General features: G+C 26.0%; 20 protein-coding genes. 13 read left to right on the plus strand and 7 right to left on the minus strand.

The window, feature by feature from the left end; all coding sequences use genetic code 11:
• Nucleotides 1–10: 10 nt before the first annotated feature.
• From IPH62_16375 to IPH62_16435, 13 genes are all read left to right on the plus strand, one after another.
• Nucleotides 11–298: a hypothetical protein gene (locus IPH62_16375; GenBank protein MBK7106849.1), complete on the plus strand. Its 288-nt coding sequence runs from the start codon at nt 11–13 to the stop codon at nt 296–298.
• A gap of 102 nt (nt 299–400) precedes the next feature.
• On the plus strand, nt 401–1,321 hold the full coding sequence (locus IPH62_16380) for an AAA family ATPase (GenBank protein ID MBK7106850.1): 921 nt from the start codon (nt 401–403) through the stop codon (nt 1,319–1,321).
• Nucleotides 1,322–1,343: 22 nt separating this feature from the next.
• On the plus strand, nt 1,344–1,655 hold the full coding sequence (locus tag IPH62_16385) for a hypothetical protein (protein MBK7106851.1): 312 nt from the start codon (nt 1,344–1,346) through the stop codon (nt 1,653–1,655).
• Between the two features lie 58 nt (nt 1,656–1,713).
• Nucleotides 1,714–1,923, plus strand: a complete 210-nt coding sequence (locus tag IPH62_16390) for a hypothetical protein (protein MBK7106852.1) — start codon at nt 1,714–1,716, stop codon at nt 1,921–1,923.
• A 9-nt stretch (nt 1,924–1,932) separates the two neighbouring features.
• The gene (locus IPH62_16395) at nt 1,933–2,268 is read left to right on the plus strand and encodes a hypothetical protein (protein ID MBK7106853.1); all 336 of its coding nucleotides are present in this window, start codon (nt 1,933–1,935) and stop codon (nt 2,266–2,268) included.
• 44 nt (nt 2,269–2,312) lie between these two features.
• Entirely contained in the window at nt 2,313–2,729 is a 417-nt protein-coding gene (locus tag IPH62_16400; protein ID MBK7106854.1) for a hypothetical protein, read from the plus strand.
• Nucleotides 2,730–2,895: 166 nt separating this feature from the next.
• Nucleotides 2,896–3,258 (plus strand): hypothetical protein, encoded by a 363-nt coding sequence (locus tag IPH62_16405; GenBank protein MBK7106855.1) that lies wholly within the window; start codon nt 2,896–2,898, stop codon nt 3,256–3,258.
• Nucleotides 3,255–3,734 carry a DUF1018 domain-containing protein gene (locus IPH62_16410; protein MBK7106856.1) on the plus strand — a complete coding sequence of 160 codons (480 nt, stop codon included), beginning with the start codon at nt 3,255–3,257 and terminating at the stop codon, nt 3,732–3,734. Before IPH62_16405 ends, IPH62_16410 begins: the two co-directional genes overlap by 4 nt.
• Nucleotides 3,724–4,014 carry a hypothetical protein gene (locus IPH62_16415; GenBank protein ID MBK7106857.1) on the plus strand — a complete coding sequence of 97 codons (291 nt, stop codon included), beginning with the start codon at nt 3,724–3,726 and terminating at the stop codon, nt 4,012–4,014. Before IPH62_16410 ends, IPH62_16415 begins: the two co-directional genes overlap by 11 nt.
• Before the next feature lie 19 nt (nt 4,015–4,033).
• Nucleotides 4,034–4,309: an HTH domain-containing protein gene (locus tag IPH62_16420; protein MBK7106858.1), complete on the plus strand. Its 276-nt coding sequence runs from the start codon at nt 4,034–4,036 to the stop codon at nt 4,307–4,309.
• A gap of 11 nt (nt 4,310–4,320) precedes the next feature.
• Nucleotides 4,321–4,986: a hypothetical protein gene (locus tag IPH62_16425; GenBank protein MBK7106859.1), complete on the plus strand. Its 666-nt coding sequence runs from the start codon at nt 4,321–4,323 to the stop codon at nt 4,984–4,986.
• A gap of 18 nt (nt 4,987–5,004) precedes the next feature.
• Nucleotides 5,005–6,741: a hypothetical protein gene (locus IPH62_16430; protein ID MBK7106860.1), complete on the plus strand. Its 1,737-nt coding sequence runs from the start codon at nt 5,005–5,007 to the stop codon at nt 6,739–6,741.
• Nucleotides 6,742–6,896: 155 nt separating this feature from the next.
• Nucleotides 6,897–7,628, plus strand: coding sequence for a hypothetical protein (locus IPH62_16435; protein MBK7106861.1), 732 nt, complete (start codon nt 6,897–6,899; stop codon nt 7,626–7,628).
• Between the two features lie 55 nt (nt 7,629–7,683).
• Here the strand turns inward: IPH62_16435 and IPH62_16440 are convergent, their stop codons facing one another.
• From IPH62_16440 to IPH62_16470, 7 genes are all read right to left on the minus strand, one after another.
• Nucleotides 7,684–9,039 carry a hypothetical protein gene (locus IPH62_16440; GenBank protein MBK7106862.1) on the minus strand — a complete coding sequence of 452 codons (1,356 nt, stop codon included), beginning with the start codon at nt 9,037–9,039 and terminating at the stop codon, nt 7,684–7,686.
• Nucleotides 9,017–9,439: a hypothetical protein gene (locus tag IPH62_16445; protein ID MBK7106863.1), complete on the minus strand. Its 423-nt coding sequence runs from the start codon at nt 9,437–9,439 to the stop codon at nt 9,017–9,019. Before IPH62_16445 ends, IPH62_16440 begins: the two co-directional genes overlap by 23 nt.
• Nucleotides 9,423–9,992, minus strand: coding sequence for a hypothetical protein (locus tag IPH62_16450; GenBank protein ID MBK7106864.1), 570 nt, complete (start codon nt 9,990–9,992; stop codon nt 9,423–9,425). The genes IPH62_16445 and IPH62_16450 overlap by 17 nt, the downstream gene beginning before the upstream one ends.
• Nucleotides 9,982–10,569, minus strand: coding sequence for a DUF4065 domain-containing protein (locus IPH62_16455; protein MBK7106865.1), 588 nt, complete (start codon nt 10,567–10,569; stop codon nt 9,982–9,984). Before IPH62_16455 ends, IPH62_16450 begins: the two co-directional genes overlap by 11 nt.
• Nucleotides 10,570–10,982: 413 nt before the next feature.
• Nucleotides 10,983–11,546, minus strand: coding sequence for a hypothetical protein (locus IPH62_16460; protein MBK7106866.1), 564 nt, complete (start codon nt 11,544–11,546; stop codon nt 10,983–10,985).
• A 511-nt stretch (nt 11,547–12,057) separates the two neighbouring features.
• Complete coding sequence (locus IPH62_16465) at nt 12,058–12,237, minus strand: hypothetical protein (protein ID MBK7106867.1); 180 nt, start codon at nt 12,235–12,237, stop codon at nt 12,058–12,060.
• Nucleotides 12,238–12,673: 436 nt separating this feature from the next.
• Complete coding sequence (locus IPH62_16470; GenBank protein MBK7106868.1) at nt 12,674–13,294, minus strand: response regulator transcription factor; 621 nt, start codon at nt 13,292–13,294, stop codon at nt 12,674–12,676.
• Between the last annotated feature and the right edge of the window lie 40 nt (nt 13,295–13,334).

The following is a 13,334-nucleotide window of genomic DNA, read 5'->3' on the forward strand; positions in this document are numbered from 1 at the left end:
AGTTAATTAAATGAGTTCATTTGTTATTGAAAATAATTCTACAGCTGAACTAAGTGATTTGAAAATTCTTTATTCAAAGGCTGTTAATGAAAACCTTTGGTTTTATACTAGAATAAACTCAATTGATATTTGGATGTCACCAAAAGAATTTGGAGAAAAGTATTTAAGAAATTCATTCTGGAATAAACAAGGATGGATATTAAGAAACCCAAAAGAAAGAATTCATGAAATAAAATTTACAATTAAAACTTTAAGTGATGAAGTAGAAAGTATTGAAAGAGAATTAAGAACTAATTAACTAAATAAAAAACCTCATTTTGGAGGAAGTCCTAATGAGGTTTTTAAAATATAACTAAAAGAAGTGAGGTGAGAAAATAATATGGAATTACTGAAAAGTCAAATGAACGTTTCAAAAACTGATTTAGTAGATCAGTTGGAAGATTATCAAGAAAGAAAAAATCTTTCTTGGAATGAAGTATCAAGAAAAATAGGAATCAGTCCATCAATTATTTCATCATGGAGAAAAAATTCCTATACAGGCAATAATGATGATGTTAATATTGCTGTAGATAGGTTTTTAAGAATTGAAAACAGCAAGTTAAAAGGTATTAAAAAGGATCTTGAATTTGTTGAAATAAACAATACAAAAAAGTTTTTGAGTGTATTAAAAACTTGCCATAGAGATGGAATTATTGCTGCTATAGTTGGCGATACCGGAACTAGTAAAACAACTTCCATTGAACTTTATGAAAGTGAAAATGATGTTGTTAAAATTTCAGCAAATAGAAGTTTCAAATTCCCGATTGAGTACATAAAAAGAATTCATACTCAAATTGGTAAAAATGGAATTGGAACAATGAATAAACTTTTTCAGGATGTTGTTAATGAACTGAAGGGAAAAAATATTCTTATAATTATTGATCAATGTGATTATTTGAACTTATCCGCAATAGATATTTTCAGATCATTAAATGATGAAAGCGGAGTTGGAATTGTGTTTGTTGGTTTACCTTCTTTCTTAGCAACATTAAGAGGAAATGAACCGGAAGTAAAGCAAGTAAAAGATCGTATTAGAATGAAATTGGAATTGAAAAAATTTTCACAAAATGATTGTGATGAAATACTTGATAAAAATTGGCCTGAATTAAACGGACTTAAAACTGAATTTTATAAACATTCAAACGGAAGTATTAGAATACTTTCAGCATTGATTTATCATTGCAGATTGATTTTAAGTCTACCAAAAAATAAAGATGTAAAAATTAGTGCAGAAACTATAAGCAAAGCCTCAATGTTTTTAGAAAGAGCAAATTTAGGTTAAAATTAAAAAGGAGTTAATAAAAATGGAAACAAATAATAATAGTAATGTCTACAGAATTATCAACGGAAAGAAAGTTCAATTTACTGAAAGAGTTAAAGTTAAGCATACAATTAAATTAAAAGAATTAGGATTTGATTTTAGCAATAATGAATTACTAAATAGAAGTAGATTATTAATGATTCAAGATCCAAAGGTTTTGAAAGATGTTTACAATTGCATTTTTGATCAAGATGCAAAAGACGAAGAAATATTAGAATGTGAAGGAACATTAATAAGAGATGCATTAGACGATTTTCTTAAAGTAAAATGTGGTATTGAATTTAAAGAAGTATAAATAATAAAACGGCTATAAAGGATAAAACAAATTCATTTAATATTAAAAGGAGTTCAAAATGATACAAGTAAATTTAGAATTTAGCGATACTTCAAATTTATTAGTGAATATTATGAGTTTAACCAGAAACGCAATTAAAGTTTCTGAAGATATTACTGAAGATCGTGATAACGATATTACTTATGAAGATCGTTATAGTTTGGGAATTCAACTTGACTTAATAAACAAATTAGAAAATAAACTATTTGAAGAATTAGAAAAAAAATAAAGAGTAACAATGAATAAAGATAAACCAGAATATTTATTTAGTGAAATAAATGAATTTTCAGAAAGCCATGTAAACAATTTTTATAATAATGAATTGGAATTAGTTAAAGATGGAATAAGATACAAACCGATTGGTAAGAAATTAACAAAAGGTGAAATATTAAAAATAAATGAAAGAAAATATTTTGCCGGAAAACCAATGATTGAACATAATGGTTTTGGATATATACCAGTTGGATATGCTAGTAAAAATAATAATCAGTTAAAAACAAATAAACCAGAAAATTTATTAAGTGAGGGAAAAATGAAAGATAATGAAAGATATACTGAGAAAGAAAAAAATTAGTTATTGCAGCTTTTCGGTCATTAATTAGGGCGAATAAAGCCGATGTGAAAATGATGTCAGGTTTTGCACAAATTGATAATGCTAGAGAATTAGCTGAAAAAAATCAAGATTTGAGTAAGGCAATAGAAGAATTATTAATTCAAAATAACTTACTTGCTTATGATATTTTCCACAAAGTAATTGATAAAATTAATGCGTATATCAAATACTATGCTACAAACAAATATGATCAATTTACTGATTATCCTTTAACTATTAATGCTCTATATGCATTGAAAAATGTGATTTCTGAAAAAACGAAAATGACAGATGAACAAATTGATGATATTCTTAAAGGAGACAGAATGGCAGAATCGATTCAACTTAGTGAAAGTGATAAAATATTAAATCTTACTCTTGAAATTGAAAATCATGAAGTTGCTCAAGGTGAAAGAATGGCAGCTTCATTGAATTTAAGATAAATCAATTAGAAGAGTTTTAAGGCATTGATTTACTTTTTTTAATAAAAGGATACTACAAAACGGTATTGATAAAAATTAAACAGTGATTAAACGTTAGTAAACGGTTGTTTTCAAGATAGTTGAAAGAACAGATAAAGAAAAATTAAAAAATATATCAAAATTCAGCATGATTTTAATTGAACATATAATTAGAGTATCAAGATTTGAGGAAATTCTTTCAATAATTGAGGTTACGGCGGTAAAATTATTGGAATTTGATTTAAGAGTAAATCCTCATAAAGAATTATCTGTATTTAGTTTTTTTCTAATTTCATTTTTCGGTTTAATAGGCAATGAAATTTATGATTATTTCTATAAAGAAATGGATGAAACTTATGTTCCAAATTATAGAGCAATCAATGAACACATTGCCTTTTTTTTATTGCATTTAATACTAATTAAAAAACGATTTAATCTTTCCGGAGAGATAGATTTTCTAATAACAAGTATTACATATTTAGGTTTGTTGATATTAGAAGAGGGATTATGAAAATTGCAAAAAATCAGTTAGCAAAAATTCATATTGCAAAAAAGGAATTAAAATTAAATGATGATAATTATAGAATTCTACTTTCAAATTTTAATGTAATATCTAGTAAAGATTTAAGTTTTAATGATGCTGAACAATTATTAAAAATATTTATTCAATTAGGATGGAAACCAAAAGAGAAAGAATTAAAGAAAGAAAAGGATTTAGAAAACAAAACTAAATATGATGAATTGAATCCAAGACCTTTTGGTTTTGCATCTCCCGGACAGTTAAGAAAAATTGAAGCTATGTATCATGATTTATCCAAGTCTAATTCTAATGAAGGATTGAATAAACTGATAAAAAGAATAGTAAAAATTGATCATATAACTTGGTTAAAGAAAAAAGATGTACCAAAAATTCTAAAGTGTTTAGATGAAATTAAATTGTCACAAAAAACAAAAAGAGAAAAAAGGAAGTTAGTTAATGAAAACTGATTGGATGAAAAATATTGATATTGAACCATTTCTGGACAGTCAGTTAAAACGAGTTTTAGAAATTGTAGGAAAAGAAAAGTTTCTAATTCTCTTTTCTGAATTTGGTAAAAGTTCAGTTTATTTTTCTACTAAATCATTATTAGAGTGCAAAAAAAAATATATCAAAATGAATAGAGATATTACTGTTAAGCAACTTGCAAATGATTTAGAAGTAAGTGAAAGATTTGTTTACAGTTTTCTAAAAGGTCAAAATAATGGATTGTTATATGAAGAATTCTAAATATGATTTTTTAAATAGTATAAAGTTTGTTGATGATTTACCAAATGGTCTAAAACAAATTTATGAAATTGTTGGATTGGAAAAATTTATTGAACTCTATAATAATTTTGAAAAAACCTATGTTCATTTTAGTACAAAACCATTTATCAATGGCATAAAAAAATTTATTCTTATTAATAAAGATCAATCTGCAAAGGAATTGGCTAAATCATTAAATGTGAGTGAATCATATATCTACAAAACAATTCAAGAACAAAATAAGAGTTATGAAGAATTAAATAATCTAAAAATCTAAAGGAGAGATCCATGAATACCGAAGTAACAAAATTAACATTTTCAAAACTTAATGAATATCCTGAAGTAAATGAAATTACTCAGAAAGTAAATAATCTTAAAAAAGAAATTAGCAGTTTAAAGAATGAACTTTCTGAAGGTCAAAATAATTCACCCGGAAAATTAAAAAAAGCTGAAGATGAATTAACAAATGTTTTAGTAAAATTCAATTTGGGTGAAGCAACACAAAAGGATGTTGATAAATGTGAACAAAAAATTAAAGATATTAAAACTGAAATTGAGAATGCTAGACTAAACTTAAATGCTAAAGAAAAAGCCCTTGAAATATTGAGTTCAAGAAAAGAAGATATTGAACGAGAAACTAAATTAAAAAGAGCTGAAGAAATAAATTCTCAATTGGAAAATATTAAAGTTGAAAACAATGAATTAATAAATAACTTTTTAGAATTATTTGAAACAATAACGGAACTTGAAAAACTAAAGTTAAATGATGAAGATTTTAATTTTGGAAATAATTCTAAAAGAATGTTTTCTGAAAAAGTTTTAACTGAAGTTGCAAATTTAGTTAAGAATTTGACTATTGATAAATTTGATTACAATGAACATTATGAAAAATTCATATTCAATATTTATCGTAACAATGATGTATTTAACAAATTTAGTCACAAAAGTTTATAAAGATAAAGGTTAAATAAAATGAGTACTGGCAATAATGATAGAGAATTACAAATTGTTTTAACTTTAGATGGAAAGCAATTTAATGCTGCAATACGAACGAGTGCAACAAGTGCAGAATACTTAATTGCTAAATCACAAAAACTTGCTGTAAGTAATGTAAAACTAAATGAATCATTTAGAAAAACTTCAACGGGCGGAAATGAAGCTTCGTATGCACTAATGAATTTAAATAGAGTTGTTAGTGATGCTCCATTTGGTTTTATTGCCATTTCAAATAATATTGAACCTGCAATTTATTCACTTCAATCATTAATAAAATCTTCCGGTGGAGTTAAAGCTGGACTATTAACTTTGGCTAGTTCATTTGCAGGGCCGATGGGAATTATGACTGCCGTTTCATTAGCAACTTCAGCTTTAACTTTTTTTTCATTACAATCAAGAACAACAAAAACAGATACAAAAGAATTAAAAGATGAAGTTGAAAACTTAAAAAATGAATATGAAAAATTAACTCGTTCTGGTTTACAAAACGAATTAACAAAAGAAAAACAAAATTTACTTGATTTCACAAGTGCATTACAAAAAGTTTATGGAGATAGAATTGCTTTTCTTAATGCAGCTCCTATGGGTATCGGTAAAATATTTAATAAACTTTGGGATGAGGGTACATTATCTAAAGAAGATGAAAAACAATACAATGCAATAAAAAATAAAATAAATGCATTGCAAGAACTTGCTGTAAATATGGGTTATATAATGGAGTTGGAAAAAGATCTTGCAAGTATTGAGGAAAAGAAAAGACATCTTCCAAAAGGTTTAGAACATATTTACGATACTGAGATTTCAAGATTAAAAAATTTAATGGAAGCAACTGAAATTGTAAAAAAGAAAAATGAATCCGGTAATAAACAAAAAAAAGATAGTTTAATTTTAACCGATGATCAAATTAGTAAAGAAATAACACTTCTAAAATTAGCATCTGAAAAAACTGATTCTATTAGAGAACAATATTTGTATTATAAAAAGATTAAGGCTCTCCAAAACGAACTTGATTCAGTTGCAATTAAAGCAAATGAAGTAAAACCAAAAGAAACTAAAACAGAAAATACAATTGGTGAAAATGGAGTTCCCAAAACATTAAGTTTAAGAACGCAAGCAAAAAAAAATCCGGGTATGGCATATGTAGAAAATAGTTTAAGTGAAATTGCTGAAGTTTCAAAACTTGCAACACAGGCAACTGATACTTTGATAACTACTATGGTAAACGGCTTTTTAGAAGCTAGGTTAAGTCTTAAGGGAGTTGTAACAGAATTAGGAACTACAATTGCCAAAATGGTTTTATTAGGAACTTTGCGATATGCAGTTGATTCATTTGTTCTTGGCCCTTTAGGTTTATTAGTTGGTCAACATCATACAGGCGGAATAGCAGGCAAACCAAGTAAATTAGTTTTAGCCGATCAACGATCTTTTGTTGGAGCTCCCAAATTCCATTCCGGCGGAGTTGTTGGCATACCTTCAATTTTACAAGCTGGTGAAATGGTTTTAACAGAAGCCATGCAAAAGAATATGTTAAGAATTTTATCAAGTAATCAATTACCAAACTTAAGTGGTTATAACAACAATAATCAAACAATAACTGTTGAAGTTAAAGGGAGAACACGAATGAGTGGACGTGAATTTGTTACTCAGTTTGAAAAGTCGCAAAGTAGTGTTCATAGAATGATTGGTGCTTTTAGTGCGCAAGGCAGAAAATGAAATTTTAAGATTTTATTTTTTTAATAGCATACAATTCAAAAAATTATATTTTATTTTTTTCTAATTATTGCTACTTTTCTTATTACAATATCCAACAAAAAATACAGCTTAGATTTTTTCACCGGGGGGTAAATTTCTTTGATTAAGGAATTACCATGAAAAAATTATTTGTTTTAGTATTCTCAATCCTTTCATTATTTAATTGCACATCTCAAAAAAAAGAAACTAAAATAATTGTAGGCATGACTTATGTAGAAGTTGAAAATATTCTAGGTAAACCACAATCAATAAATAGAGGCGCAACTGAATTAGATATTAACACTGATAATATTCCTTATGAAATTCTTCTTAACTATAACAGTGATACTATTTATCCAAATATAAAATATGAAAGATGGTATGTACCAAAAGAAATTAAAACAGTTGGTAATTTAATTTATGTAGCATGGATTTATAATGAGAATAAAATTGATACTGCATATGTTGTAATTAACAAATACAAAGATCAAAGGGATACAACTTATTCAACTAAAAGAATTTATTATTTAGATGATAAACCTGTAACAAAAGAAATGTATGATAGAAATGATGGATATTTATATCTCGGCCCCGATGGTGATATAATTAGTAAATCTCAATATCAATCTTACAAACTAGTAAAAACATCAGGTTTATTACCTCCTCGACGAACGATAAAAACTTATAAAGATGGAACAATTCCTAATATTTCCGGGAAAAAAGTTTTTGATAAAACAGAAAAAATCTTTTATGAAATAACAAACATTAAAACAATTTTATTTGATGCATCAAGTGGAAGAGTAACTAATGAAGGATATTTTCCGGTTTATGTGAGAAAGATTTATAGAAATAATAATGAAAAATTATAAGATTATTTTATAAGAATTGAATCCAAAATAATTTAATCTTAATTTTTATACAATGTTATTTTATAATCTGATTAATCCATCGATCTATATAACTAAAATCATGAATTTCAGCTAATTCATTTGCAATATCTAGACTTTTCTTTAGATTTGTAATAATTTTTTCCTTTGTAGAAAACTTGCAGTACTTATATTCATTTTGTTTAATATTTAGATAATGCCTTCTACTTTTATCCATTGCATTTGATGTAGGATAAGCTTTATTATTTTTGGTACTAATCTTTGTTTCACCAAAAACCTGGAAAGCTTCATATACATTAGAATTTTTATTATTTAATTCTTGACATGTTTCACAATTACAAACATTTTTGAAATAGACTTCTTTATTTAAAATCCAATTTTTCCTAATTAGGATACTTGTTGCATCTGGATAATAATTTATTCTTTTGTGAAATCTAGGAAAATAAAATTTAGCTAATGGAACTCCTCCCCCTACAGGTATTAAAGGCCTTTCCTCACCATATTCAACTCCATGCCCCACACCTGCCAATAAACTTATTTCGGGACTTGATAGACAGATTGAAAAGAAACTTCCATGTAAATTGATAATTGGTATCCCACTTTTTCCTAATTCACTTACAAAATATTTAAACTTACTAAGCAGATGAGAACTTGCATCAAACTCATTTAGACTATCAATCCAGATTACAAAACCACTAATTTTTAATGTATGATAAACTGAAATTATTTTATCAATTGCATCAGTATCAAATAAAACTTCTTTTTGAAACACAATTTCTGCAAATATTTCTTTTGATGATATTTCTTTTTTCTCAATTAAATCATTAGCAGCAATAATAAATTTTTTATTTATTTCTAATTCATTATCTAGATCATCTAAATCTAATAAAAGATATGGCGAAATTAAAAATTCCGGATGAAAATCAGTTGGATCCAAGAATTCAGAGGTATCTTGTTCTTTACTAACTTTTTCAAGAAATTCACACTGAAATTTTAACACTTTTTTTGTAATATCAAGCAGTTGAATATCATTAAAATCAGAAGCTGTTAGAGCTTTTTTGCCAGCATTATTATTAATAAAATCGCCATATTGTAATGCCAATTTCTCAATTGAAGTTTTTAATGTTGTTATACCATTCTTTTTATTTAAAACTGTTTCAATGGACTGCTGAAAAGCATAAAATTGTGGATCAATAAAATAACTTTTGTTTTTTAATCTTGCTAAAAAGGCTGCTATTCCGTCAGGTGCAAAGGCAACAAAATTTGCATTAAAACCAATTAAGTTATAACTATCTTGAAAAGAAGGATCAAGGAAATATTTACTTTCACTAAAAGTCCCAAATAATAATATTTCCAGACATTGTCCATTTTTAATTTCCAAAGTAATTTCCATTATTATTTAACAAATTCCGTATGTATTCTAAGTTTGGATACCATTTTTCACATGTTGAAGATGCTAAAATTTTATACTCTAGAAATTCTTTTTTATCATCATATAACATTAACCCAATGCCTGCTTCTTTAACTTTTTCGTAGAAATTATACTTAAAATTCTTTTGCGGAAGGCATATATAAAAATAATCAAAGGAGGATTTATTTTTCTTTGCTTGTTCTAATACTTTTTTACAGTTATTTAATTTAAATTCAATACCAAAAACATTGTCGTTTTTATCAATAGCTACAAAATCAATAACTCTATTAAATAAAGGAAATTGTCTTAAAAAAGTATTAGTATGATTTTGTAAAACAGCAATAACTTTATCTTCAAGCTCGTATTCATATTTGAATGCCATGTTCAACTCCAACATCAGCAATTAGTTTGTTTAGTAAGATTTTTTCGTATAGAAAAATAATCAATGCACTCAGATAAAAACTAAAAATTACCTCTAGCGTTTCATTTGAAATGTAAATTGTTTTAATAAACATTTGTGGAATTGGAATTATGCTTACTATAAGAAAAACAAAAAATATCATTCTATAAAAAAATATTCTTTGTCGAAAACCCTCTAATTTAATTTTTTGTTCAGTTGCTTTTATTAATTTATCAACGACTATATATTCAATTTTATTAGTTAGTTCTTTGATTTCAAAATCTTTAATACTTAAAGAATTTTTGTCAGTAACTGTAAGATTTCTAATAAATTCATTGAAAGTCAAATTAAGTAAATAAGTTATCTTTTCAGCAAATCTATTATTTTCGTTTTGTAAATATGAATAAATCGCCTTATTACAATTAACAATCGATCTAGCAATATTTCCATCTAGTGTATCAGATTTAACAACTGAAATTCCAACACCAATTAAAGAAATTATAGCTGGTAAAATTACCAAAAAATTAAAATCCAATAATTTTCTCTTTAATTTTTGATTGATCTGTATAATTTGGAAATTTTAAATATGTATATCTTAAAATTGCATCTAACGAAGCTTCATTGAGTCTTTTCTTAAATAGCTTTAAGATTTCAATTTGATTTTGTGATAATAAATGCCAAATATTTTTTTCTATCCAATCCTTACCTTTTTGACTCAATTGAAAAATTTCTTGATTGTATTTTTCTGATAAATTTACTACTTCATTTGACATATATTGATCTTCTAACCATCTTTCATATTCAAATAATTCAATTTCTTCTTTTTCTAAACTATTATTTCTAACAATAATTAAATTGTTATTAATAAAGAATTCGATGTCATTATAAATATCCTTTGAGAATGGCCCATAATCCCATGAATAAAATGTTATCGGTTCCATTTCAATATTGGCATCTTTTATAAAGTCTTTTTTAATTTCTTCATTAAAAAGAAATATCATTTTGACAATTCTTGTTCTTCCTTTAATTTCTTCACAAATTTCACTAGTTTTTCCTGAAGAATATAAAAGTAACAATAACAGTTTCTTACTATTTAATTTTATTTTGTTCATGATAGTATATAATATTTTATTTATTTAGAATGAAAAATAAATAGCTATTTGGGGATAGTTTTAATTATAATTTAACAAGATTTTATCATTTTTAAAAGCATATTTTCAATCCAAATAAGGTATTTAATATTTTATTTAAATTATTAAAAAAGTTTATTCTGAAATTTGCCACATAATCACAAACAAATCGCAAAAATTGCTGAAGGAAGATTCTAAATTAAAAAGGTCTTTTAATAGAATTTAAATTGCATTTTATTACCGCTTTAACAATTGTTTAATTACATCTTTTTCACTCCATTTTAACACTAAAAACTAAAAATAGTAGTTGAAAAATTATTTGTGACATTTAACCTTTTTTAGTATTAAATTTACTCTCAAACTAAACGCAAAAAATACTCAAACTAAACGCCGAATTATAGTTGAATACCTATTTCATCATTATAATTGCAAATATTATTTGATATAATATTATTAGAGGATGTGTATAAGTAAATGCCTTTCCAATTCTTATGATTAGGATCATACCCACTTCTATTATTTGATATTATACAATGATGTGTATTGTTACCTAGAAAGATTCCTGCTCCATCCCATACCTTGTTTGAGCCATAACATGTAAAACCGCTGATTGTCACATAATTAGCAGTTATTTCAAAAACTCGATCATTAGTATCTGATGCAATTACAATTGTCGAATTATAACCATTTTCAGATAGAATTATAATTTCTTTATTAACATCGACATTTTCAATATAAGTTCCATTCATTACGATTATTGTATCTCCATTAATAACAACTACATTATCAATTGCACCCTGAATTGTATGCCATGGATTTCCTTCACTTCCATCACCAGTTATATCATTCCCAGTTGGTGAAACATAATACTTGACAGCAAAAAGATTTTGTGCAGTAATAAGCAATATTAATAACACAAGACTAAATAAAACATTTGTTTTTAATTTCGTAAATTTCATAGTATTCTCCTCATTTAATAACTGATAAAAATTGTTAGCCATATTAAGTTAATTTATGCATTTGTATATATATCCATATTACGCAGAATTTGCATCTCATCTTGTAAGGAGCTAAACAAGAAATAACTTCTGTTTATAATTCACCAATATCAACTAAGCGTTTAGGCAGCTTATTAGATTAAACAAATTGTAAAATTATTTTTAGTATTTTAGTTAATCACCAATTGTTTCAAAGAAAAAACATAGTTTTTAATAATAATAATTTCGTGTTCATGCTGCTTTCTGTTTAATAAATTGGTTAAGATTTTCTTTAATTCTTCTTTCTTTTACTTTTTTTAATTCTATCGCTTATCGTAACACATGTGAAAGTTTAAGGAAATTGATATCGTTTTAACCTTCGTATATAGTAATTCAACAAAACTTGATTTTGATAAAATGATTCACATTATAAGTTATTATAAATTTTTATCTCCACCATATACAGAATTTTAGGCAGATATTGGCTTGCATATTAAACCCGTTCACTTTTATCAACATGCCAGTCTGTCGTCCAGTCACCTTCCCAATTTTCAGTCCAGAGTGTATCAGTATTTTGTGAATAAACTTGTGATACAATTAAGATTGAATAGATAAGAATAAGTTTAAGAATTGAATTTAAATTTTCGAACGGAAAAACAAAAAAATTAAACATTTTTAATCCCTCACATTATATATAAATTGAAAAATTACTTTCTTTCAATTCAGAGAAACAATTGACTACATTTAAATTTTATTACAACCTGAGTTGTATCTATATTAAAAAGTCAAACTATTATTTTATAAGTAAGGTTTAAAAAATGATTATGTTTTAATGAATTTATTGGAAATAAAAATATATAGTGGAATAATCAGATGGAACTATCCTTTAGGACAGTTTTTTGCAAAAGAATCAAAAGTTTGATTCGGAAAATGTTTTAATTTTTATTCTTTAGTTATTGGTTTTATAAAAGATTGTAATTTTCTGTCTACACCAATTTGATAAGGTGTTGTTATAAGTAAACAATTTACATCTTTTAAACTTTTTCTGAAATGTTTTAATCTTGTAGTTTTTGGTCTTGATTCTTGATACAAAATACTTGATTCTGCTCTTAAATAATTCCCTCATCTTTTGCTTTTGATATAGCATTAACCTTATTTTTCACATGAAGTTTTTGGTATATATTTCTTAGATGATATTTTACTGTCGTTTTACTTATAAACAGATCATCAGCAATTGCTTGATAATTTTTACCTTTGGAGAGCAGTTTAAGAATTGTAATCTGCTGTTTTGTAAGTTCAGTTTTTGCATTTGGTTTTTTAAAAGATTCAATTACTTTTCGCGCAATAGACATGCTCATAGGAGCACCGCCGTTTAATACTTCGTTTATCGCACAAATAATGTTTTCCGGATTATCATCTTTTAGAATGTAACCGCTTGCTCCATTTTCCAGAGCACTAAAAATTAGGTTACAATCATCAAAAATGGTAAGAATAATTATTGCTGTTTCCGGCGATAAGGAATTAATTATTTTTGTTGCTTCTATGCCTGATATTCCAGGTAATTTTATATCTACCAAAACAATATCTGGTTTGTCTTGTAAAATTCTTTTTTGTGCAGATTCAAAACATTCAAAAATTCCTTCGCAATTAAAATTCTCATGATTGTTAATGAGTTGGGCAATGGAATCTCTATAACTTGCCTGGTCTTCAATTAGGAATATTTTTACCATAATAAAAATTATGCTAATGAGATTTGTTAATCAACTGACC

This window comes from Ignavibacteriota bacterium (genome assembly GCA_016708125.1).
Taxonomy (GTDB): domain Bacteria; phylum Bacteroidota; class Ignavibacteria; order Ignavibacteriales; family Melioribacteraceae.